We start from the raw sequence: 21,626 nt of genomic DNA on the forward strand, positions 1-21,626 counted from the left end.
GGGGTGTCCGGCCGGCTCCACAACCCGGACGGAGAGGTTCCGGAGCACGTCGGGCAGTGGCGTGCGCCCACCCGGAGGAGCGACGAATTCGACTCATCCGTCGGCCAATCCGCGCCGGTCCGGTCCCAACTTCCTTTCAGCTGTGGCACTCTGGTGGCGACCGCCCCACCGGGCTCCCCCGTACCGGTGGGGCGGTTCTGTGCGCCCCCTGTGGCCCAGCCCGCCCCCATGACGGCGTTTCAGGGCCGAACTCCCCCAATTCCGGCTCTTTCCAGCCGTTTCCGGCCAACTCGCGACGGTCGGCCAGATCGAATTCCTCCCGTACGCATGAGGTCCGGACGGCCGGGCAGGCGAGTAGACCTCATGGCCTACGACCAGGGGAGCGTGACGAGATGACGGCGCACACTGCGCAGACCACCGGTACGGAGCGGCGGACGGGCACCACGGAGGACCTCCCGTGGATCGAGGACGCCGGAAAGATCGCCCCCATGGACGCGCGGCGGCTGTCGCGGCTCTTCTTCGACCGCCTCCAGGTCCTGGAGGAGGGCACGCACGAGTACCAGTACGCGCGCAACACCCTCATCGAGATGAACCTGTCGCTGGTCCGGTTCGCCGCCAACCGCTTCCGCAACCGGGGCAGCGGCGACATGGAGGACATCATCCAGGTCGGCACGATCGGGCTGATCAAGGCGATCGACCGCTTCGACCTCTCCCGCGAGGTCGAGTTCACCTCCTTCGCCGTCCCGTACATCGTCGGGGAGATCAAGCGGTTCTTCCGGGACACCAGCTGGGCCGTCCACGTGCCCCGGCGCCTCCAGGAACTGCGGGTCGACCTCGCCAAGGCGAAGGAGTCCCTCGCTGGCGACCTCGACCGGGATCCCACGGTGCGGGAACTGGCCGAGCACCTGGGGATGGACGAGGCGGAGATCACCGAGGGGATAGTCGCCTCCAACGGCTACACCGCGGGCTCGCTGGACATGCCGACCGACTCCTCGGAGTCGGGCCCGCAGAACACCGTCGGGCGGACCTTCGCCGATGTCCTGGGCGAGCCGGATCCCGCCATGGAGAGCGTGGAGAACCTGCACACCCTCGCACCCCTGCTGAGCGAACTGGACGAGCGGGAGCGCCGGATCATCGACATGCGGTTCGGCCAGGAGCTGACGCAGGCCCAGATCGGCGCCGAGCTCGGGATCTCCCAGATGCATGTCTCGCGGCTGCTGAGCCGGATGCTGGGCAAGCTGCGCAGCGGGATGCTCACCCAGGAGTGACCCGGAGACCGTCCGGCTGATCGCCGAGCGCGGGTTCCACGCCGTCCGGGTCTCGGACATCGCCACGGCCTGCCGCACCAGCACCGCCGCGATCCACTACCACTTCCCCGGCCGCGACGAGCTGCTCGAGGCGGCGGTGCGGTGGTGCATGGACGAGGACACCCGTCGCCGCGGAGCGGCCACCGAAGGAACCGATCATGCGGGAGACGAGCTGCGTCTCCTGCTCGAACTCCAGACGCCCCGCACCGAGCAGCAGCGCCGTCAGTGGAGTGTCTGGCTCGACCTCTGGGCCGAGGCGGCCCGCTCCACCCCCGTCGGGCAGCTCCACCGCGACTACTACCGCCAGTGGCGGACGACCGTTTCCGACGCCATCCGTCGCGGCGTCGAGCAGGGTGTGTTCCGTCCCGTCGACCCGGACAGCGCGGCCCTCACTCTCACCGCCCTGATCGACGGACTGGCCTCCCAGGTCCTGGCCGGCGAGCCCGGCAACCCCGGCACGGGCACCGGCGCCCAGGCCATGCACGACGCCCTGATCGCCCATGTGGACACCTGCCTCACCGCATCGGCCTGACCGGGCGCCGGCCGGCTCAGGGCCGCACCCACACCGCCCATCACCGCGGTGCCGGCGAGCTGAAGCCCGTCACCGGGCCGGCCGGGCGCCCGCCAGTACGGCGGTGTGCACAGCGCGGGCGATCCGTGCGCCCCAGGTGGAGCGGGGTCCCGCGAAGGGCTCACCGCCGTCGGGCCCCGGTTCGGGGGCGGCGACGCACACGGCGTCCGTGGGGGTGCCCGAGCAGTCGAGTCCGGCGTCCAGGAGCGCCTGCACCTTGGCTTCGGTGGCAGTGGCGACGGCGTTGATCAGGGCGGCGTCGGAGAGCGCTGCGGGGAGCGTGAGGACGATGTTGACCGTGCCCGGCCGGTGCGGGGCGCGGACGGCGGGGCCGGGGGTGGCCGTTTCGGGCGCGGCCGTGTCAGGGGCCGCCGCCCAGCCCCGTACGCCGAGGCCGGTGGTGACGGTCGCGGTGACGCCGTCGTCGTGGCAGGTCGTGTACGCGGCGACGTCCGCGGCGGTCATCAGCCCGGCGCCGGGGCCGGTGAGCCCCTCCGCGGCGGCGATCTCGGCGAGGTGGCGGTCCGGGTCGAGGCGCGGGTAGCCGCCGGGGACCTGGGCGTTGAGGATCCAGGCACGGGGGCCGATGCCGCCGCCGAGCACCGCGCTGCTGCAGACCCGCACGCCGGGCCCCAGCCGCCACACGAGGTGGTGGAGGGGGTGGCCGTCCTCGCGCCGGTCGCGAAGTTCCGCGTGCGGTTCGCCGCGCAGTTCACGGTGCGGGGCGGGCCGCTGAGCGCGTACGGAACGGATGGCGCACTCCTGGTGGCTCGGCGGGACCGGCGGTGGCCCGTCCTGCCGGGCTGCCGTGCTCAGCCGATCATATGCGGGCTCGGCACCCGCTCACTCGATTGGCCTAACGGATCCGGAGGCCGCTCAGCAGCGTCGTACGGGGCCAGCAGGGACCGCCGGGCCTCCGGGACATCTCCGGCCGGATGACCGGGCGGTTGCAGCGTCCAACGGGGTGGGGCGCGATGGAAGCCGGACGTGCCTACATCTGGTGGAGCCACCCACAGGGCGCGCCCAGCGAGGAGGGTTCGGTTATGGGAGCCGCTGACGGTTTCACGGATTCTGGAGAGCTCGACGGTCTGACCGTGTACGACAACGAAGGCGAGAAGGTCGGCAGCGTGGGCCGGGTGTACATCGACGACGACACCGGCAAGCCCGACTGGGTCACGGTCAAGACCGGCCTGTTCGGCATGAAGGAGAGCTTCGTACCGCTCGCCGGAGCCCGTCGAGTGGGCTCCGACCTGCACGTCTCGCATTCCAAGGACACGGTCAAGGAAGCACCTCGCGTGGACGCGGACGCGCACCTGTCCGTCGCCGAGGAGGAGGAGCTCTACCGGCACTACGGCCTGACCAGGAAGTCCGGCAACCTCGGTGACACCAAGGGCACGGGCGGCGACGCCCGGACCGTCGCCGGAACGGGCGCCATGGGCGCGGCCGGGGCGGGCGCGGCCCGTGGCACACCGCCGAACGCCAAGGCGGCCGGCAGGACCACCGCGGGCGCCGGAGCCGCGGGCACGACCGGAGCGGCCGGCACGGCCGGTACGGGCAAGCACCGCGACACGGACATGTCCGCCACGTCCCGCCCGCTGGCGGGCGCCGGAGCAGGTACGTCCCGGGCCGCGGACATGAGCGGCAAGGAGGAGATGATCCGCTCGGAGGAGCAGCTGCACGTCGGTACGGAGGAGTACGAGAGCGGCCGGGCGCGGCTGCACAAGTACGTGGTGACCGAGGAGGTCACCCGGTCCGTGCCCGTCTCCCACGAGGAGGTGCGGGTCATCCGCGAACCGCTGCGGCCCGGTGAGAAGGTGACCGGGACCACGGACCTCGGCGAGCAGGACGTGGAGGTCACCCTGCACGCGGAGCGCGCCACCGTCCGCAAGGAGGCCGTTCCGGTGGAGCGGGTCCGCCTGGAGACCAACAAGGTCACCGAGCAGAAGGAAGTCTCCGCCGAGGTCCGCAAGGAGAAGATCGACTACGGCGACGGAAAGGACATGGACACCGGCAAGGACACCGGTGGCGAGTTCGGCCGGGGACGCCGCCGCTGACGGCGCATACCCTGCGGCGGCCGGAAGGCCGCTCCCATGTCCTCGGCCTCCGGGCGGGTCCGTGCCAACGGGTCCGCCCGGAGGGCTGTCCGGGACGGGACCCCGCCGCCGTCGGTCAGCGGCGCGGCAGGAACCGTATCGAAGGACGTCCGTCCGGCCCGTCCGGGGTGACGACCGCCCGGACCCCGTAGACGTCCTCGATGAGGTCCTCGGTGATGACCTCGGCCGGGGTGCCACCCGCGACCACCCGACCCGCCTTCATGACGGTGATCCGGTCGCAGAACATCGCCGCCAGGTTGAGGTCGTGCAGGGCGATGACGCTGGTGAGGGGCAGTTCGGCCACCAGGGCGAGCAGTTCCAGCTGGTGCTGGATGTCGAGGTGGTTGGTCGGCTCGTCCAGGAGGAGTTCGCGGGGCTGCTGGGCCAGCGCCCGGGCGATCTGGACGCGCTGGCGTTCGCCGCCGGACAGGGTGTGCCAGGACTGTGCGGCCCGGTCGGTGAGGCCGGTGCGCCGCAGGGCGTCGGTGACGGCTTCCTCGTCCGCGCGGTCCGGGGCGGACCAGGCGCGGCGGTGCGGGATGCGGCCGAGGCGTACGACGTCCAGGACGCTGAGGTCGACCTGGGTGACGGCGTGCTGGTCGACCACGGCGATCCGGCGGGCCACGGTGCGGCGGCCGAGGCCGGCGAGGGGGTCGCCGTCCAGGGTGACGGTGCCGGTGTCCGGGGCGAGGAGGCCCGCGAGGATCCGCAGCAGGGTGGACTTGCCGGAGCCGTTGGGACCGAGCAGCCCGACGGTGGCGCCGGGAGGCGGGGTGATGTCGACCCCGTCGAGGATGAGCCGGCCGCCGGCCGCCCGGCCGACCCGCTCGGCGCGCAGGCCGGTGGAAGCGCTCATGGCGTGCTCCGGGTGCGGTACAGGACGAGAACGAAGGCGGGGACGCCGATCAGCGCGGTGACCACACCGACGGGCACCTCCTGCGGGTCCAGGACCGTGCGGGCGAGCGTGTCGACCCAGACGAGGAAGACCGCCCCGGCGAGTGCGGTGACCGGCAGCAGGCGCCGGTGCCCGGAGCCGGTGAGCGCGCGGGCCGCGTGTGGGAGGACCAGACCGACGAAGCCGATCGCCCCGGCCGAGCTGACGAGGGCGGCGGTCAGCAGGGCGGTGGTGCACAGCAGCACGATCCGGGTGCGGGCGACGTTCACGCCGAGCGCGGCGGCCGCGTCCTGCCCGAAGGCGAAGGCGTCCAGCGTACGGGCGTGGGCCAGGCAGGTCACCAGGCAGACGGCGAGGACGGCGGTGCACAGGGCCACCTCGCTCCAGCCGACGCCGCTGAGCGAGCCGAGCAGCCAGAACAGCACCCCGCGGGTCTGCTCGGCGTCGGCGGAGGTCATCACGACGAACGAGGTCAGGGCGGAGAAGAGCTGCATCGCCGCGACACCGGAGAGCACCACCCGGTCGGTGGTGGAGCCGAGGGTGTGGCTCAGGAGCAGCACCAGGGCGAAGGAGCAGATGGCTCCGACGAACGCCCCCGCCGACAGTGACACCGCTCCCCCGCCCACCCCGAGGACGACCACCACGACCGCCCCGGTGGAGGCCCCGGAGGAGACGCCGAGGACGAAGGGGTCGGCGAGCGGGTTGCGCAGCAGCGACTGCATCACCGTGCCGCACACCGCGAGCCCGGCACCGCACACGGCGGCGAGCAGGGTGCGCGGCATGCGCAGGTTCCAGATGATGCCGTCCCGGATCGGGCTCAGCTCCGAGGCGCCGAAGCCAAGATGGGAGGCGACGGCGGACCAGACGTCGGGGACGGAGATCCGGGCGGGCCCGATCGTGACGGCCACGGCGACGGAGAACAGCAGGAGCAGGAGTCCGCCGGTCCAGAGCAGCGCCTGGACCGGCGCGCCGGCCCGTCGTACCTCAGCGGGCCGCTCCACCGTCCGGCTGCCGCTGCTCACCCCGCGAGCCCGAAGTCGCGCAGCCCGGCGGCGACGCGCTCCAGGCCCTCGACCGTGCGGATGGTCGGGTTCATCGCCTGGCCGCTGAGCAGCACGTACCGCCGGTTCCTGACGGCGTCCATGGTCTTGGTGACCGGGTTGGACTCCAGGAACTCGATCTTCTTCTCGGCGCTCTCGGCCGTCTGCATCGTGCGGCTCAGGTCGCCGATGACCAGGACGTCGGGGTTGCGGTCGGCGACGGTCTCCCAGCTGATCTGGGGCCATTCGTCGTGGGTGTCGTCGAAGACGTTCCTCGCGCCGAGCTCCCGGGTGATGACACCGGGGGCACCGCAGCAGCCCGCGAGGTAGGGGGCCTTGGAGTCGGAGAACCAGTAGAGGAGGGAGGCCTTCGAGCCGTCGATGCCGTCGGTGGCCTTCGCCACCCGCGCCTGGAGCTTCTCCACCAGGGCGTCGCCTCGCTCGGGGACACCGAACACCTGGGAGAGCTCACGGACTTCGGTGTAGACGCTGTCCATGGTGAGGGGTGCGGTGCGGGCTCCGTCACCGCCGCCGCTGTTGTCCTTGCCGATGCAGTCGGCGGGCGAGATGTACGTGGGGACGCCCAGCTTCTCGAACTGTTCGCGGGGTGCGACGCCGCCCTTGGCGAGGGTGGAGGCGAAGGAGGCGCTGAGGAAGTCGGGCTCCTTGTCGAGGACCTTCTCCGATGAGGGCCGGTTCTCCGATATGCGCTCGACGCCCTCGGCGGCCTTCTCCAGGCCCTTCATGACGGGGTCGCTCCAGGTCGCGGTGCCCGCGAGCCGGTCGGCGAGGCCGAGCGAGAGGAGGATCTCCGTCGAGCCCTGGTCGACGGAGACGGCCCGCTGGGGCGGCGCCTTCACGGTGACGGTGCGCCCGCAGTTCTTGAGGGTGAGCGGGAAGCCGTCGGCCTGGTCGCCGCCGTCGGCGGACGAGGTGGTGCCTCCTCCGCCGCCGCAGGCGGTGAGAAGGACGACGCCGACCGCGAACAGGGCGGCGGTACGTATCGGGGCAGGGGTGGCCTTGGACAGCACGGAGGACCTCGGTGTCTCTGGGCTCAGCCGCGGAGCCCGTCGTACGGTTCCTGTGCCCCGGTGCGGGGCGCAGGTGCCAGCAGGTCTTCGGACTCGGGTTCGTCCGGGCGGGACGCCTTCCCGGAGCGCGTGTGTGCTCCAGTGGCCGTGGCCCCGCCCGTCCCCCTCACCGCTGCGCGTCAGTTCCGGTCTCGCACCGGATTCCCTGACCCCGTCGCTGGGGTTCGACTGGCCCCGGCAAGCTATCACGGGGCTTCGTGCAGCTCAGAGCCGGTGCGCGGACCACTCCCCGCACGCGGGCCGGTGCGGCGCGGGATCATCCCGCCGCACCGGCCCGGCCGCCCCTCACGGAGCCTGCAGCGCGATCACCGCGTTCTGTCCGCCGAAGCCGAAGGAGTGGCTGACGGCCCGTCGTACGGGCAGCTCACGCGGGACCTTGGTGACGCAGTCGATGGCGAACCCGGGGTCGGGGGCGTCCAGGTTCGCGATCGGCGGGACGATGCCGTGTTGGAGCGTCAGGACGGTCAGCCCCGCCTCGATGGCGCCGGCCGCCCCCATGCAGTGGCCCAGTACGCCCTTGGGGGCGGTGACGGGCGGCCGGTGCGGATAGGCCCGGCCGATGAGGGCGGCTTCCGTCGCGTCGTTCAGGGGGGTAGAGGTCCCGTGCGCGTTGACGTGGTCGACGTCCTCGGCCCGCCACCCTGCGTCGGCCAGCGCCGCGTCGACGGCGGCCTGGGCGACCGCCCCGGAGGGGTGCGGGCTGGTGGGGTGGTGGGCGTCGGTCGTGGCGCCGGTGCCGGCCAGTAGCGCCCGGGGTGCGGCTCCTCTGGCCCGGGCGTCCTCAGCCCGTTCCAGGACCATGATCGCGGCGCCTTCGCCCATGACGAGCCCGGCCCGGTCGGCGGCGAAGGGGCGGCAGAGGCGGGCGGGGTCCCCGTCCCGCAGGGCCGCCGCGCCCGAGCGGGCGAAGCCGGTCATGGCGACCGGGAAGACGATCGACTCGGTGGCTCCGGCGATCGCGATGTCGCACTGGCCCAGCGCCAGCATGTCGCGGGCCACGGAGAGGGCGGTCACCCCGGAGGAACAGGCCGTGCAGGGGGCCAGGCTGGGGCCCGTGGCCTTCATCTGGATGGCGATCTCGGCCGCGGGCATGCTCGGGATGGTGAGCAGGATGCCCGAAGGTGAGGTGGCCTCGGGGCCGCGCCGCTCCAGGGCGACGGCCTGTTCGGTGAGTCCGGCGGATCCCCCGCTGCTCGTGCCGACGACGACGGCGACGCGGGCGCCGTCCCAGTGGGCGGGGTCGAGCCCGGCGTCGGCCACCGCCTCCCGTGCGGCGAGGACGGCGAACTTCACGTACCGGCCCATGCGGAAGGCGCTGCGGCCGCCGACCGCCTCGTCCAGGTCGATGCCGGAGACCGTACAGGCGAAGTCGACGGCGCAGCCGTGCAGTTCGGGGACGGTGCGCGCGAAGGACTCCCCGCGGCAGACCCCGTCCCAGGTGGTGTCGGTGGTGTGGCCGGCCGGGGTGATCATCCCCAGGCCGGTGACGGCGATGGCGGGTCGGTTCATCGGGTGTTGCTCACCGGCACCGCACCGCCTGCCGCCTCGCCGCCGACGGCCGCGTCGATGAACGCGGAGATGTCGGCCAGCGTGGCGTCCTTGTAGAGCTTCTCGGAGTCGGCGGCGACCCCCAGGGTCTCCTTGATGATGACGGCGAACTCGGCGACCGCCAGGGAGTCCATCTCCAGGCTGTCCATCGTGGACTCCGGCAGGATTTCGGCTGCGGGCACCTTGAACGTCTCGGTCAGCACCTCGGTGATCTTCGGGTGGATGGTCTGGCTCTTCACGGTGTTTCCTCTCATCGGCGGCCTCTTGAACGGCGGGTGGCATGACGCACAGGCCCACCGCCGAAATAACTGGAGGACGATCTTCCGGTTACGCCCTGGGGTGAACCGATTCGTCTACGCCCACCTGCGGCTTCTCGAACCATCTCGAGAGCACCGACGTGGTTCCCCAGTAGGCCAGCAGCACCCCGCGGGTGCCGAGCGCCGCCACCGTTTCGCGCAGCGGACGCCGCTTGCTGCCACAGGCGGGCCGCCGGAAACCCGCCGTGCGGGCCCCGGCTCCGCCCGTCCTGCGGCGCTGGTGCCAGGACCCGTCCGGATCGTCATAGGCGTCCGCGTAGCCGGCTCCGGCGATCGGCCAGTCCGACATCAGGCGCTCCGGCAGCGCGAACGACTTCACCAGGTCGGGGGCGTGCCGGGCCACGGTCGCGATGAGCCGCTCCACCGCTTCGGGCAACAGGGACACCTGTTCGACGGTCAGCCGTCCGGCCGCCAGCAGGTCACCGCTGTTGCCGGCGATCCACCGGAGGGCGAAGAGCCGGTGCAGCTCGGTCAGCCGCTCGCGGGCCGGCCCCGCGGGCAGGGAGGCGGCGGCCTGCTCGTACGCCTCGCTCGCCTGCCGGTAGCCGTACGCCTCCACCCCGCGCAGCGCGGAACCCGAGGCAGCGTTCCACCGGCCGAGCGGGTCGCCGGGCGGGGCGGCGCTGATCCGCTCCCGGGCGCGGTCGAACCAGATGTCCTCCACCGCCGCGAGCAGCCGGCCCAGGAAGCGGGGGTCGTCCAGCTCGCCGGGCCGCTGCGCCTCCTCCTCGTCCCGGACCGCAACGCTGAACAGCATCTCGGCGGCGGCCTTGGCGTGGACGGCGAGGTTGTCACCCTCGGCGGTGATGGCGCCCTCGATGCCGGTGAACAGCTCGGTCATGCCGTTGTTCTCCAGCAACCCCTGCGCCCCGCACCGCTCCCGGCACTCGACGATGACGCCCCGCGCCTGCCAGGTGATCCACCCCTTGGCGACGGCGACCAGGCGCTCCGCCTCGTCCCGGTCGGCGGCGGGTGCGGACTCCCAGCGGTCCAGTGCCCTGCGGTGGAGCAGGCTCATCGCGAAGACGGTGGCCATCGCCGCGGCGAGGGGGCCGTGGTGGGTGCGGTGCGCGTAGACGGGCACCCGTCGCGAGCCCCGCGATCCGGAGACCAGCCGGTGGCCGGCGTACCGGATCGCGATGGCGAGGGTGACCCGGGCGGACCCCACCGCGCAGGCGCTCATGGAGAGCTTGCCGGGGGTGACCCTCCCGATGGAGAGGAGGAACCGCCTTCTGCGGTTGGCCAGTTCGCTGGTGAACCGCCCGTCCGCGCCGATCCGCCCCTGCCCCCCGGCGAGCAGGGCCTCGCGCGGGACGAAGTACCGGTCGAAGGAGGTGAGGCAGTGGTCGACCGGGGAGCCCATGCGGGCGGGCAGCCGACGCACCCGTACGCCGGGCAGGGCGCTCACGGCGTCGGTGAGCGGGGCGAGGAAGAGGAAGACCCCGTGGTCGGCACCGTCGGCGAGGAGCCGGGCGGCCACCACACCGGCCTTGGGGCCGCCGGCGGGACTGGTGTTGGGCATGAACTTCTGAGCCCCGGCGTGCGGGGTGTGCAGGACGAAGCCGTCGCGTTCGCGGTCGTACGTCGCGGTCGTCTCGACGGCCGCCGCGTCGTTGCCGTGGGCCACCTCCGTACAGAGGAAGGTGCCGATGGACCGCAGGTCCAGGAAGTCCGATAGGTCGCGCAGCGTACCCGTGTCGTGGTCGAGGAGGGAGCCGAGGAAGAGGTTGTAGTGGATGCCCGCGACGGTGGTCAGCGCCGGGTCGACCGGGCCGAGCCATTCGTGCAGGGCTGCCAGGGCACGAGGGTCGGCGGCCAGCCTCGCGCCGCTGTCCAGTGCGTCGTTGAGGATGCGGAGCCGGTGGTAGGAGAGCGCGAGCCGTTCGTCGGGGGTGCCACCACCGGAACGACGAAACGGTTCTGTTGTAAGCAGCCGTCGCCAGAACCCGTGCTCCCGGAGGAAGTTGTCGCCGTAGAGAACTCGGGTGAGCAGATCGTTCGTGTCGGGCTGTCGCGGTTTATGCGTGGATACGGTCACGACAGAGTAACGATCAAGGAACGGCGAGGACACCCCTCGCCGTTCCCGAACGGCCCTGCGGGGTCAGGTTCGTTGGAAGGCGAGCGCCACGTTGTGCCCGCCGAAGCCGAAGGAGTGGCTCACCGCGCGCTCGACCCGCTGGTGGCGCGGCTCCTTCACCACGCAGTCGAGCGGGAAGGCGTCGGGGAGCGAGTCCAGGTTGGCGATCGGCGGGATGAGGGAACGTTCCAGCGTCAGGACTGTGGCGACCGCCTCGATCGCGCCCGCCGCCGCGAGGGTATGGCCGAGGACACCCTTGGGCGCGGTGACCGGGGGGCGGTGCGGGAAGAGCCGGGAGATGAGGGTGGTCTCCATGGCGTCGTTGAGGGGGGTGGAGGTGCCGTGGGCGTTGATGTGGTCGACATCGCCCGGCTGCCAGCCCGCCTGGTCGAGGGCCGCCCGCACCGCGCGCTGGGCGCCGCGCCCGTCGGGGGCCGGGGCGGTGGGGTGGTGGGCGTCCGTGCTGGAGCCGGCCCCGGTGAGCAGGGCGCGGGCCCGGCCGCGCCGGGCGCGGGCCGCCTCCTCGCGCTCCAGGACGAGCATGGCGGCGCCCTCGCCGATCACGAACCCGTCCCGGTCGTCGGCGAACGGCCGCGACGCGCCCGCCGGATCGGCGGTACGGGTGGAGAGCGCGCCCATCCGGGCGAACGCGGTCACCACCAGCGGGGTCAGCACCGACTCGGCGCCCCCGGCCACCACCACATCGCAGGAGCCGCCGAGCAGCAGATCGCGGGCGACGGCGATCGCGGTGGCCCCGGAGGCGCAGGCGGTCGCGGGCGCGAGGGAAGGGCCGCCCGCCTTCAGGGCGATGGCGACCTCGCCGGCCGCGGCGTTGGGGATCATCATCGGGACGAGCAGCGGCGAGACCGCCTCCGGCCCCGAGGCGGCCAGCTTCGCGGCGTTGTCCACGAGGACGGAGACACCGCCGACGCCGACGCCCAGCACGACCCCGACCCGGCCGCCGTCCCACACCGCCGGGTCGAGACCGGCGTCGGCGACGGCCTGCCGGGCCGCGACGACGGCCAGTTTCACGAACCGGGCCATCCGCCACACCGAGCGGCCGCCGACCGCCTCGTCCAGGTCGATGGAGTCGACCGGGCAGGCGAAGTCGACCGGGAGACCGGCCAGTTCCTCGCATCGTCGGGCGGTGGAGTGCCCGGAGCACAGCCCCTCCCAGAAGCTGTGCTCGTCAGCCCCTGCGGGTGTCACCAGGCCGACCCCCGTCACCGCGATGGCGGCGCCGGTGGCGGCTCCGGTGCCCTGATCAGCGGACTGCGACATGCTGTGTTCCTTCCGTAGAATCCGTCGAGATGGTCTGCGGGGTCCCGGGCCACCGAAGTGCCGCGGAACCCCAGGTCAATCCGCCCCCGAACGCGGTGAGCAGCACCCGGTCCCCACCCCGGAGCACCCCCCGGCCCGCCGCGTCGGCCAGGGCGAGGGGGATGGAGGCGGCGCCGGTGTTGCCGACCCGCTCCAGATGGGTGACGCAGCGCTGCGGCCCGATGCCGACCCGGTCCGCGACTGCACGCAGGATCCGGGCGTTGGCCTGGTGCGGTACGAAGTGGTCGACCTCGGCCGGGTCCCAGCCCACCCGCTCCAGCAGCACGCGGCACGAGCCGGTCATCCGCTCCACGGCGTGCTGGTAGACGGTCCGGCCCTGCATGCGGAAGTACGCGTCCGACAGCGCGGGCGGTTTCCCGTCCGCCCGGGCCCGGGCGCCGCCGCCGGGGACGGTGATCAGGTCGTGGCCGGTACCGTCGCTGCCCAGGTCGAAGGCGAGCAGCTCACCGGGGTCACCGGTCCGCCCGGCCGCCACCAGGGCCGCGCCCGCCCCGTCACCGAAGACGACACCGGCCGAGCGGTCGGCGGGATCGAGCCAGGTGGAGTAGACGTCGGCGCCGACCAGCAGGACCCGCCCGTAGAGCCCGGAGGCGACCAGCCCGTGGCTCAGGGCGAGCCCGTAGACGAAGCCGCTGCACACGGCGGCGATGTCCAGCGCCGGTACGGTGCCGAGCCCGAGCCGGGCCGCGAGGGCGGGCGCGGTGCCGGGGCAGAGGTGGTCGGGGGTGGCGGTGGCGAGGACCACGGCGTCCACGGGGCCGTCCGCCGGGGAGCCCGCCAGCAGCCGGGAGGCCGCCTCGTAGGCGAGGTCGCCGGTGGCGGCCCCGGGTCCGGCGCGGTGCCGGCTGCCGATGCCGGTGCGGCGGCGGACCCATGCGTCGTCGACGCCCCAGCCGGCGGGGAGCAGGTCGTTGGAGACCGGCTCGCCCGGCACCCAGCCCGCCACGCTCTCCAGCACCGCCGTGCGCCCGCCACCACCGCCTGCTGAGGCACGCTCCTGCTCCTGCGCTCGCAGCCCCGCCCCGCTGCCCACTGCCCGTCTGCTCGCCACCCGCTGCCCCGATCCCGTTGTCATACTGCGAACGGTTGACGAACGGCGGAACGCCTGGCGAGGGTGCGTTCGACTGGGCCGAACGGGTCATGACGGTTTGTCAGTTACGGGCGAGCGCCTCCCGGAGCTCCTTCGCGTCGGGCGGGTTGGCGCCGGCCCGGGAGACGGTGACGGCGGCGGAGGCCACCGCGTGGCGCAGCACGTCGGTGACGGTGTCCCGGTCCACGGCGTGCAGCCGCTCCCGCGCCGCCGCGCCGAGGAGGCCGTGCGCGGCGAGCGCGTGGAGGGTTCCGGACATGAACGCGTCGCCCGCGCCCACGGTGTCCACGACGTCGACCGGCGCGGCCTCCACCGTGATCCGCCCGCCGGGCAGCACGGCCAGAGCCCCGTCGCCGCCCCGGGTCACGAGGACGACGGCGGGCCCGCCCCCCAGCCAGCGGGCGGCGACCTTCTCCGGGTCCTCCCCCGGGTACAGCCACGCCAGGTCCTCGTCGCTCGCCTTGACCAGGTCGCTCAGCCCCACGCACTCCTCGACCCGGGCCACGGCCGCCGCGTGGTCGCCCAGGAGGGCGGGCCGCACATTGGGGTCGTAGCTGACGGTCGCGGTGGCCCGGGCGGCCCGCACGATGTCCAGGACCGTGGCCGACCCCGGCTCCACCACCGCGCCGATCGACCCGGTGTGCACATGGCCCGGCGGGGGTTCCACGGCGACCGGGGCGAGGGTCCAGGCGATGTCGAACGCGTACGAGGCCTGCCCCGCCCCGTCCAGGGTGACGACGGCGGACGGGGTGGCGGTCGCGGAGCCGTCGGTGCGGACGGTGACTCCGGCGGAGGCAAGGTGGTCCCGGATGAGCCGCCCGTTCGCGTCGGGGCCGAGCTGGGTGAGGAGGGTGGCGCGGCGGCCGAGGCGGGCCAGGCCGTAGGCGACGTTGGCGGGACTGCCGCCGGGATGGACCCGGTCGTCCTGGTCCGGCAGCCGGACGATGTCGGCGACGCATTCACCGACGACCAGCAGTTCGCTGTGGTCGAGCATGGGGTGGATCTCCTCAACTGCTGTGACGTGGGTGTCCTCAGGTCCTCCGGACCCATTCAGCCCGATCCTGCCCCTTCGGCGGAAGCCACCCGGTCCATCGGGCACCGCCCGGTCACCGTTCAGGCGTCGATCCGGCCGGAACGGGCAACGCAGGTGCGGGCGCCACGGTGTCCGGGTACGGCTTCGCGGGGGCGGCCCGGCGGATCCAGAGCAGGGCTCCGGCCAGTACGACGCCGGCGGCCAGCAGCCAGGGGAGCGGGCCGGGCGGAAGGATCCCGACGGTCAGTCCGGCACCGGCGGCCACCAACTGGAGGGCGAGCGACTGGACGGAGAGGGCGGTGGCGCGGCCCGAGGCGTCGACCCTGCGGTGCAGGAGGTCGTTCGCGTTGGGGCCCGCGACTCCGAGCCCCAGGTACACCAGCCCGTACCCGGTGACGGCGGCCGTCGTGGCGAGGGGGCTCGTCGAGCCGGTGGTGATGCCGAGCAGGGTGAGCCCGAGCGTCACCACCCCGCCGCCGGCCAGCAGCGCGCGCTCGCTGCTGCGGGTCGACCTGGCCGCCAGTGGGGCGAGTTGACTGCCCAGGGCCGAGCACAGGAACCCGGCGCAGGCGAGCCCGGCGAAGAGCAGCGCCCCGGATTCGGCCGTGCCCATGAGGGCGGCGGCCCGGCCCGGGGTGAGCAGTTCCATGGCCGCCAGCGCGGCCCCGGCGGCGCTCGCGGTCAGCAGGATCCGCCGGATCAGGGCGTCCCGGGCACCGAGCCGCAGCCCGGCGCCGATGGCGGCGGGCACGCCGCTCACGGCCTCACGCAGGGTGGCCCGGGGCCGGGGCGGTTCGGACAGGGCGCTCAGCACGTAGAGCACGAAGACGGTCTCGACGAGCGCGCCGAGGAGGGCGGGCACGGAGAGCGGGATGACGAGCCCGCCGGTCGCGTCGGTCAGCCACTCCCCCACGCCGGGGCCCAGGCGGAGCAGCCAGGGCAGCCCGCCGCCGAGCAGGGTGCCGAGCGCGAGTGCGGCCGACGTGGCGGAGCTGCCGCGCGCCAGACCCGTACGGAGGTCGGCGTCGGGGCCCGCGTGGGCGTGGACGGTGTCGACGTACCAGGCCTCGGCCGGCCCGCTGGACAGGGCGCGGGCGCAGCCCATCAGGGCCATGCCGAGCGTGATGGCCCAGGCCGCTCCGGCGAGGCCGAAGAGGGTGAAGGCGATGGCGTTGAGCAGCCCGGCGGCGGCCAGGACGGCGCGGCGGCCGATAACGTCGGAGAGGCCGCCGGTGGGCAGCTCCATCGCGGCGGCGGTGAGGGAGTGCACGGCGAAGAAGCCGGCGATGGCGGCGAGGCCCATGCCCCGGTCGGTGAAGAGGAGCACCCCGGTCGCGATGGACATGCCGATGGGGAGCCAGAAGAGGAACGAGACCGTGACGAACCGGCGGCGCGCGGTAAGCGGGTCGAGGCCGCGCCCGGTGGGTGCGGGCGGGTGCGGTATCGACGCGCCGCCGCCGGGCTGCGGGGCTTCGGTTCCACCGCTCATGAGCCGTTCCCCTCCGCGGCGGGGGCGGGTTCCGGTGCCAGCGGCAGCCCGGCCGTGAACACCACGACCTGCTCGGCGCGGGGGTCGCCTGCGTCACGGGCGGCCAGTTCGGCCGTCTTCGCCTCGACCGCCTCCCACAGCTCGGCCAGCGACTCGGGGGTCAGCCGGGGCAGCGTGTCGCCCATACCGGCCGGCTCCTGCCAGGCGCTGTCGAGCCGGCCGCTCTCCAGGTCGGCCTCGTGCCGGGCCAGCGAGCGCTCCAGGTGTTCGAGCTGACGGCGGCGGAGCGCGCTGAGGGCGGCCCGGCCGCCGGGGGCGCGGTGCATGGCCTCGTTGCTCCACGAGGTGACGGTGTGCACCGACTTCCAGCGGCGTTCGCGGCTGTCGCGATGGTCGGCCTCGGCGACGAACGCGTACTTGGCGAGCACCCGCAGGTGGTAGCTGGTGGAGGCCGAGGACTCGCCCGTCCGCGCGGCCAGCTCGCTGGCGGTGGCCGGGCCGTGCTGTCGCAGCAGCCCGAGCAACTCGATCCGCAGGGGGTGGGTGAGCGCCTTGAGCGCGGCTCCGTCGCGGTCGGGATCGAGTACGCGGCGGGAGGGTTCGCTGTCCATGGCCGCAGCGTAGGACGGTCGTCCGTTTTCCCAAAGTATTTTTGCAGAATATTTTCTGGAGAGTTGCGGCGGACCGTGCCGTCAGGCGGCCCGCGTCCGCAGGACCGCGATGACCTCCCGGCACCAGTCCCGGTTGGCGCGTTCGAAGTCCCGTCCGCGGCGGCACGTGAGATAGGGCCCGATCCGCTCGCCGTACCGCAGGAACTCCCCCTCCGGCCGGTCGCCGCGCATCCCCTTCAGCAGCGCCTCGAACCGCGCGGCCTTGGCCTCGGCGAACTCCGCCCGCTCGGTGAGCCGTGCGATCAGCTCAGCGCCGTCGAGATGGTCCGCCGCCTGGACCTTGACCAGCAGATCGTCCCGGATGAACGAGGGCTTGGCGGCGACCGCCGCGAACCGCTCCAGCTCGGCGAGGCCGTCGCCGGTGACCCGGAAGAGGCGCTTGTTGGGCCGGGTGTCCTGCACGACCTCGCGCCCGGCGACCAGGCCTTCCTTCTCCAGCTTGGCGAGCTCGGCGTACAGCTGCTGGGGCAGCGCGTGCCAGAAGTTCGCGACGCCCATGTCGAACGCCTTGGCGAGCTGGTACCCGCTCAGCTCCTCGTCGAGCAGCGCCGCCAGCACGGCGTGGCGCAGAGCCATCGGACCGCCTCCCTCTCATGTGCACCGGCCCCTGCCCAGCAGCACACGGCCCATGATAGTCATGAAAGCGACTACTCACCTTTATGAGTAGTCGCTTTCATGAACAGCCTTCGAGGAGACGCTATGACCACCGCAGTGGACCGCTTCCGCACGGCCGTCGACACCCGCGACCTCGGCGCCCTGGACGATCTGTTCACCGAGGACGTCCGGCTCTACAGCCCGGTGAAGTTCACCCCGTTCGAAGGCCGGCCCATGGTGCTGGGCCTCTTCGGCGTCCTCCTGCGCACCTTCGAGGACTTCCGTTACGTCGGAGAGTTCGCCGGCACGGCACAGACCGGTGCGGACGGCGCCGAGGCGCCGGCAGCCGTCCTGCTCTTCCGGGCGACCGTGAACGGCAAGGAGATCCACGGCATCGACCTGGTCCACCTCGCCGAGGACGGGCGGATCAAGGAGTTCACCGTGATGGTCCGCCCGCAGTCCGCCGTCCACGCCCTCGGCGAGGCGGTCCTCGCCGGGCTCGTGGCCGACGGGCTGATCCCGGCGGAGTAGGTGCCGCCTACCCCTCCAGCGCGTCCGCGACCAGGCCGAGGAAGCGGGCGTGGTCGCGGGGCCCGTACAGCGGCTCCGGGTTCCAGGGCACGACCGGCTCCCGACCGTCCCGGCCCAACTCGTCCAGGGAGGCGGCGTGGGCGCGGATGTCGGTGAGGATCACGTCCGGGCGCAGCGCGAAGGTCTCCGCCCGGTCGAGGGTGGACCAGTTGGCCCCGGGGCCCGGGGCCGGCTCGACGAGGTGGACGCCGAGTGCGGCGAGGACGCGCAACTCGGGCCACATCTGGGGGCGCGCGACGTGGGCCTGGTCGGGTCCGGCCGGGGAGAGGGCGAGAACGCGGGGCACGTCGGCCGGTCCTGCGGCGGCGATCGTCCGGAGCCGCTCCCGGGCGGCGTCGAGGTCGGCGTCCGCGTCCGCGCGGTGCTCGGCGCCGAGCGAGCGGGCCAGCTCGGCGAACCGGTCGCCGATCTCCTCGAACGTCCGGGCCTGGCTCACATCGATGACGACGACCGGGACCCGCTCCTCCAGAGGCTTGGCGGTCTCCGGCGCCAGTCCGTAGACATGGCCGCCGCCGTAACTCACCGCGACGACCAGATCCGGCCGATCACTCAGCAGCCGCTCCACGTCCAGCGCGCTCCCGGCGCCGACGTACGCGACCTGATCCAGCGGGAGCGTCCCGGTCTTGGCGCGGTCGGGGCCGGGGCCGTCGTGGTCGGAGCCGAAGATCCCCTGCGGCCGGATACCCAGGCCCCACAGCGTCGCCCCGGCCTGGACGTAGGCGAGCACCCGCTCGGGCCGCCGGGGTGCCGTCGACAGCTGACCCCGGTCGTCGGAGAAACGCCATTCGCTCTGTTCCGTCACGCCACACACGCCCCTCTGCCACCGACTGCCATACCGCTTGTGCGAGTTCGTACAGGTGTACCTGCCCACCTCTGCGCTGCCACACCCCTCGGCCCGGTCGCCACCTTCGTACCACCCCGCAGCCGGCGCGACGGGCGGCCAAGTTCACCGAATGTTAGAAAGGAGACACGCTCGGTAATCCGAGTGGATCCCTCCGCCCGCCCCCTCCGGATGGAGACAACTCCCCATGCGCGCAACCCTCTTGAAAACGACTCTGGCCGTCGGCATCGCCGCGTCCCTCTGTGCCGCCCCGTTCCTCACCGATACGTCGGCGAGCGCCCCGGCCACTCCGGCGGCGGCTTCGGGGGCGATGCGCTGCCCCGTCGTCGATGTGCTGGTGGTCTACACGCCCAAGGCCGCGGCGCGGCTCGGCGGCGAGCACCGGGTTCCGGCGTCCGCCCAGCGGATCGCGACCCGGATGAACCGCTCGCTGGCCGCGGACGGGCTCTGCGGGATCATCCGGGCCGTCCACCCGTACACGGCGAAGGGCTACGACGGTTCGGAGGAGTTCCGCGCCGCGCACGCCGTGCTGAAGGACCACAGTTCGGGGCTCGGGCGCCAGGTGCACGAGCAGCGCGAGCGGTACGGCGCCGATCTGGTGACGCTCGTCGTCGAGCGGGACGAACGCGGTGGCGGCACCGCGGACTACACGTCCGCCCTCGACAGCTCGTCGCACGAGTACGCGTACGCGGTCGTCGAGGTCGACGGCATCGAGCTGGATTCGGCGAGCCACGAGATCGGCCACAACCTGGGCCTGGCCCACGACCGTACGACGCTGGCATCGGACACCGGCGGGTCGATGAACGTGAGCCGCACCCGCCCGTACAACACCGGCTGGATCACCGAGGACCGGCGGCACTACACGATCATGGCCTACCGCGCCTCGTGCGGCACCCACTGCAAGCGCATCAGCCGGTTCTCCAGCGCGGAGGGGAGCTGGAAGGGGCTTCGGCTCGGCGACGCGTCGAACGACAGTGTGCGGGTGCTGCGCGAGACGATGCCGATCGTGGCCGGATACCGTTCGAAGGCCTGACCGGCCGGGTCCCGCCCGCGACCGGATCGAACGTCACGCCGTCACGACAAGGACCCCGCCATGGACCGCATGCGCGCCGTGCGCCTGCACCTGCCCACCCGCACGCTCTCCGTCGAGGAGGTGGCGAAGCCGGTGCCGGGGCCGGGCGAGGTGCTGGTGAAGGTGGGCGCGGCCGGGGTCTGCCTCTCCGATGTGCATCTGGTGGACGGCACACTCACGCCCCTGCATCTGGAGGGCGACTTTGTCACTCTGGGCCACGAGGTCGCCGGGACGGTCGAGGGGCTGGGGCCCGGTGTCAGCGGCTGGAGCGCCGGGCAACGGGTGGTCCTCCAGGCGGGCGAGCGGCGCGGGGGCCGGACCCACACGCGAGGTGTCGACTACGACGGCGGGTGGGCCGAGTACGCCCTCGCCTCCGCCGCCACCCTCGTCGCCCTGCCGCTCACGCTCCCCCTCGACCAGGCGGCGATCATCCCGGACGCGGTCTCCACCCCCTGGGCGGCGGTGACCGTCACCGGTGACGTGCGCCCGGCGCAGGCCGTCGGGGTCTGGGGCGCGGGCGGGCTCGGGGCGCACGCCGTGCAGCTGCTGCGGGCCGTGGGCGCGTACCCGGTGATCGCGGTGGACCCGGCGCCCGCCGCCCGCGACCGGGCCCTGCACTTCGGGGCCGACCTGGCGCTGGACTCCGGCGATCCGCTGCTGCACGAGCAGGTGCTCGGGGCGACGGGGGGCGGCGGCCTGGAGGCGGCCTTCGACTTCGCGGGCGCTCCCGCCGTCCGGGAGCAGGCGTTGAGCGTGCTGGCGCCGAAGGGGCGCCTGGTGCTGGTCGGGCTGAGCGACCAGCCGCTGACGGTGGCCCACTCCACCCGGTTCAGCTACCTCCAGCACCGGATCCTGGGGCACTACGGCTCCGAGGAGCACCATGTGGCGCAGCTCGTCCGGCTCGCCGAGGGCGGGCGCCTGGACTTCTCCCGGTCGATCACCGGCGTGCTGCCGCTGGAGGAGGCGGCGACGGCGGTGCGGCGGATGGAGACCAAGGAGGGCGACCCGGTCCGCCTCATCCTGCGGCCGTAGCGGGCTCCCGCTCCCGTTCCGCCTCCGGGCGGTCCAGCTCCACGTTGAACTGGGCGCCGGCGAGCAGGGAGAGGTTGGCGAACCAGACCCAGATCAGGAAGACCACCAGGCCGGCCAGGGAGCCGTAGAGCCTGCTGTAGCTGCCGACCTGGGTGGCGTAGAGGGCGAAGAGCGCCGATGCGGACAGCCACAGGAACGCGGCCAGCACCCCGCCGGGCAGGCCCCGGCGGACACCGCGCGCGGAGCGGGGACCGGTACTGAAGAGCACCATGATCAAGCACGCGACGAGGCAGAGCAGCAACGGCCACTTCAGGACCACCCACAGGGTCTCGCCCTCATGGGGCAGGCCGACGCGGCGGCCGAGCCAGCGGGCCAGGGGGCCGGTCAGCACGAGGGCGCAGGCGCTGGTCATCAGGAGGACGAGCAGACCGATCGCCGACACGACGATGATGTGCGCCTGCCGCAGGGGAGGGCGGTTGTCCCGCACGCCGTGCATGGCGTGCATCGCGCGGCGGAAGACCGCGAGGTAGCTGCACGCGGACCACACGGCGCTGACGGATCCGGTCGCGACGAGCAGCCAGACGGCGGAGCGCTGCTCGGTGGCCGCCTCCAGCGGGCGGCGGAGCGCCTCCCCGGACTCGGCGGGAGCGAAGGCGGTGATGTCGGCGATCAGGGCGGTGGTCGCGTCGGGGTTGGCGAGGCCGATCACGGAGACGGTGACGAGGAGGGCCGGGAGCAGCGCGAGGATGGCGTAGTAGGTGAGGGCGGCGGCCCAGTCGGTGATGTCGTCGTTCCACAGCGAGACGGGGGTGCGGCGCAGCCCGGCGAGCCAGTTGCGCGGCGGGCGGGGGCGTCCGGCGGCGGGGTCGGTGCGTTCCGCGGCTGCGGCGGTCTGGGTGGGCAAGCTGGGCAAGCTGGTACTCCGGGGACGTG

General features: G+C 73.3%; 20 protein-coding genes, 1 pseudogene and 1 riboswitch. Of the genes and pseudogenes, 6 read left to right on the forward strand and 15 right to left on the reverse strand.

From position 1 onward, the window contains the following. Window positions 1–392 precede the first annotated feature (392 nt). Window positions 393–1,268 (forward strand): RNA polymerase sigma factor SigF, encoded by an 876-nt coding sequence (locus ABZ154_RS00760; protein ID WP_356827692.1) that lies wholly within the window; start codon window positions 393–395, stop codon window positions 1,266–1,268. A 4-nt stretch (window positions 1,269–1,272) separates the two neighbouring features. Next, window positions 1,273–1,839 (forward strand): annotated as a pseudogene (locus tag ABZ154_RS00765) (TetR/AcrR family transcriptional regulator); the annotation flags it as partial. A gap of 69 nt (window positions 1,840–1,908) precedes the next feature. Here ABZ154_RS00765 and ABZ154_RS00770 read toward each other — a convergent pair. Then, entirely contained in the window at window positions 1,909–2,589 is a 681-nt protein-coding gene (locus tag ABZ154_RS00770; protein ID WP_356827879.1) for an adenosylcobinamide amidohydrolase, read from the reverse strand. Window positions 2,590–2,921: 332 nt separating this feature from the next. Here ABZ154_RS00770 and ABZ154_RS00775 point away from each other — a divergent pair, with 332 nt between their 5' ends. After that, window positions 2,922–3,932, forward strand: coding sequence for a PRC and DUF2382 domain-containing protein (locus tag ABZ154_RS00775; protein ID WP_356827694.1), 1,011 nt, complete (start codon window positions 2,922–2,924; stop codon window positions 3,930–3,932). A 115-nt stretch (window positions 3,933–4,047) separates the two neighbouring features. On the opposite strand, the gene ABZ154_RS00780 is transcribed toward ABZ154_RS00775, so the two are convergent. The 12 genes from ABZ154_RS00780 to ABZ154_RS00835 form a co-directional block, all read right to left on the reverse strand. After that, complete coding sequence (locus ABZ154_RS00780) at window positions 4,048–4,827, reverse strand: ABC transporter ATP-binding protein (RefSeq protein ID WP_356827696.1); 780 nt, start codon at window positions 4,825–4,827, stop codon at window positions 4,048–4,050. Next, a complete protein-coding gene (locus tag ABZ154_RS00785; protein ID WP_356827881.1) occupies window positions 4,824–5,867 on the reverse strand; it encodes an iron chelate uptake ABC transporter family permease subunit in 1,044 nt (347 codons plus the stop codon). Before ABZ154_RS00785 ends, ABZ154_RS00780 begins: the two co-directional genes overlap by 4 nt. Window positions 5,868–5,884: 17 nt before the next feature. Then, window positions 5,885–6,937, reverse strand: coding sequence for an ABC transporter substrate-binding protein (locus ABZ154_RS00790; protein ID WP_356827698.1), 1,053 nt, complete (start codon window positions 6,935–6,937; stop codon window positions 5,885–5,887). Between the two features lie 60 nt (window positions 6,938–6,997). Next, window positions 6,998–7,185, reverse strand: a riboswitch (cobalamin riboswitch). A gap of 97 nt (window positions 7,186–7,282) precedes the next feature. Continuing rightward, window positions 7,283–8,506, reverse strand: coding sequence for a beta-ketoacyl-[acyl-carrier-protein] synthase family protein (locus ABZ154_RS00795; RefSeq protein WP_356827700.1), 1,224 nt, complete (start codon window positions 8,504–8,506; stop codon window positions 7,283–7,285). Continuing rightward, window positions 8,503–8,784 (reverse strand): acyl carrier protein, encoded by a 282-nt coding sequence (locus ABZ154_RS00800; protein ID WP_356827702.1) that lies wholly within the window; start codon window positions 8,782–8,784, stop codon window positions 8,503–8,505. The genes ABZ154_RS00795 and ABZ154_RS00800 overlap by 4 nt, the downstream gene beginning before the upstream one ends. Window positions 8,785–8,872: 88 nt before the next feature. After that, the gene (locus ABZ154_RS00805; protein WP_356827704.1) at window positions 8,873–10,900 is read right to left on the reverse strand and encodes an acyl-CoA dehydrogenase; all 2,028 of its coding nucleotides are present in this window, start codon (window positions 10,898–10,900) and stop codon (window positions 8,873–8,875) included. A 63-nt stretch (window positions 10,901–10,963) separates the two neighbouring features. Next, window positions 10,964–12,220 carry a beta-ketoacyl-[acyl-carrier-protein] synthase family protein gene (locus ABZ154_RS00810; protein WP_356827706.1) on the reverse strand — a complete coding sequence of 419 codons (1,257 nt, stop codon included), beginning with the start codon at window positions 12,218–12,220 and terminating at the stop codon, window positions 10,964–10,966. Further along, window positions 12,204–13,238 (reverse strand): beta-ketoacyl-ACP synthase 3, encoded by a 1,035-nt coding sequence (locus ABZ154_RS00815; protein ID WP_356827883.1) that lies wholly within the window; start codon window positions 13,236–13,238, stop codon window positions 12,204–12,206. The genes ABZ154_RS00810 and ABZ154_RS00815 overlap by 17 nt, the downstream gene beginning before the upstream one ends. Window positions 13,239–13,431: 193 nt before the next feature. Continuing rightward, a complete protein-coding gene (locus ABZ154_RS00820) occupies window positions 13,432–14,364 on the reverse strand; it encodes a carbohydrate kinase (protein WP_356827708.1) in 933 nt (310 codons plus the stop codon). Between the two features lie 112 nt (window positions 14,365–14,476). Next, a complete protein-coding gene (locus ABZ154_RS00825) occupies window positions 14,477–15,892 on the reverse strand; it encodes an MFS transporter (protein WP_356827710.1) in 1,416 nt (471 codons plus the stop codon). After that, window positions 15,889–16,503 carry a helix-turn-helix domain-containing protein gene (locus ABZ154_RS00830; RefSeq protein ID WP_356827712.1) on the reverse strand — a complete coding sequence of 205 codons (615 nt, stop codon included), beginning with the start codon at window positions 16,501–16,503 and terminating at the stop codon, window positions 15,889–15,891. Before ABZ154_RS00830 ends, ABZ154_RS00825 begins: the two co-directional genes overlap by 4 nt. 81 nt (window positions 16,504–16,584) lie before the next feature. Then, window positions 16,585–17,139, reverse strand: coding sequence for a PadR family transcriptional regulator (locus ABZ154_RS00835; protein ID WP_356827714.1), 555 nt, complete (start codon window positions 17,137–17,139; stop codon window positions 16,585–16,587). A gap of 123 nt (window positions 17,140–17,262) precedes the next feature. Here ABZ154_RS00835 and ABZ154_RS00840 point away from each other — a divergent pair, with 123 nt between their 5' ends. Then, on the forward strand, window positions 17,263–17,688 hold the full coding sequence (locus ABZ154_RS00840; protein WP_356827716.1) for a nuclear transport factor 2 family protein: 426 nt from the start codon (window positions 17,263–17,265) through the stop codon (window positions 17,686–17,688). Between the two features lie 7 nt (window positions 17,689–17,695). Here the strand turns inward: ABZ154_RS00840 and ABZ154_RS00845 are convergent, their stop codons facing one another. Next, window positions 17,696–18,550 (reverse strand): ABC transporter substrate-binding protein, encoded by an 855-nt coding sequence (locus tag ABZ154_RS00845; protein ID WP_356827718.1) that lies wholly within the window; start codon window positions 18,548–18,550, stop codon window positions 17,696–17,698. A gap of 226 nt (window positions 18,551–18,776) precedes the next feature. Here ABZ154_RS00845 and ABZ154_RS00850 point away from each other — a divergent pair, with 226 nt between their 5' ends. Together ABZ154_RS00850 and ABZ154_RS00855 are read left to right on the forward strand one after the other, a co-directional pair. Further along, entirely contained in the window at window positions 18,777–19,622 is an 846-nt protein-coding gene (locus ABZ154_RS00850; RefSeq protein ID WP_356827720.1) for a M12 family metallo-peptidase, read from the forward strand. Between the two features lie 60 nt (window positions 19,623–19,682). Next, window positions 19,683–20,693, forward strand: coding sequence for a zinc-binding dehydrogenase (locus ABZ154_RS00855; protein ID WP_356827722.1), 1,011 nt, complete (start codon window positions 19,683–19,685; stop codon window positions 20,691–20,693). Here ABZ154_RS00855 and ABZ154_RS00860 read toward each other — a convergent pair. Next, the gene (locus tag ABZ154_RS00860; protein ID WP_356827724.1) at window positions 20,677–21,597 is read right to left on the reverse strand and encodes a YihY/virulence factor BrkB family protein; all 921 of its coding nucleotides are present in this window, start codon (window positions 21,595–21,597) and stop codon (window positions 20,677–20,679) included. The genes ABZ154_RS00855 and ABZ154_RS00860 overlap by 17 nt on opposite strands. Between the last annotated feature and the right edge of the window lie 29 nt (window positions 21,598–21,626).

It is taken from the genome of Streptomyces sp. NPDC006261, from assembly GCF_040613515.1.
Classification (GTDB): Bacteria; Actinomycetota; Actinomycetes; order Streptomycetales; family Streptomycetaceae; genus Streptomyces.

Coding starts and splice junctions, on each gene's coding strand:
- ABZ154_RS00760 (WP_356827692.1), top strand. CDS start 393: ATGACGGCGCACACTGCGCAGACCACCGGTACGGAGCGGCGGACGGGC.
- ABZ154_RS00775 (WP_356827694.1), top strand. CDS start 2,922: ATGGGAGCCGCTGACGGTTTCACGGATTCTGGAGAGCTCGACGGTCTG.
- ABZ154_RS00780 (WP_356827696.1), bottom strand. CDS start 4,827: ATGAGCGCTTCCACCGGCCTGCGCGCCGAGCGGGTCGGCCGGGCGGCC.
- ABZ154_RS00795 (WP_356827700.1), bottom strand. CDS start 8,506: ATGAACCGACCCGCCATCGCCGTCACCGGCCTGGGGATGATCACCCCG.
- ABZ154_RS00810 (WP_356827706.1), bottom strand. CDS start 12,220: ATGTCGCAGTCCGCTGATCAGGGCACCGGAGCCGCCACCGGCGCCGCC.
- ABZ154_RS00820 (WP_356827708.1), bottom strand. CDS start 14,364: ATGCTCGACCACAGCGAACTGCTGGTCGTCGGTGAATGCGTCGCCGAC.
- ABZ154_RS00825 (WP_356827710.1), bottom strand. CDS start 15,892: ATGAGCGGTGGAACCGAAGCCCCGCAGCCCGGCGGCGGCGCGTCGATA.
- ABZ154_RS00830 (WP_356827712.1), bottom strand. CDS start 16,503: ATGGACAGCGAACCCTCCCGCCGCGTACTCGATCCCGACCGCGACGGA.
- ABZ154_RS00835 (WP_356827714.1), bottom strand. CDS start 17,139: ATGGCTCTGCGCCACGCCGTGCTGGCGGCGCTGCTCGACGAGGAGCTG.
- ABZ154_RS00840 (WP_356827716.1), top strand. CDS start 17,263: ATGACCACCGCAGTGGACCGCTTCCGCACGGCCGTCGACACCCGCGAC.
- ABZ154_RS00850 (WP_356827720.1), top strand. CDS start 18,777: ATGCGCGCAACCCTCTTGAAAACGACTCTGGCCGTCGGCATCGCCGCG.
- ABZ154_RS00855 (WP_356827722.1), top strand. CDS start 19,683: ATGGACCGCATGCGCGCCGTGCGCCTGCACCTGCCCACCCGCACGCTC.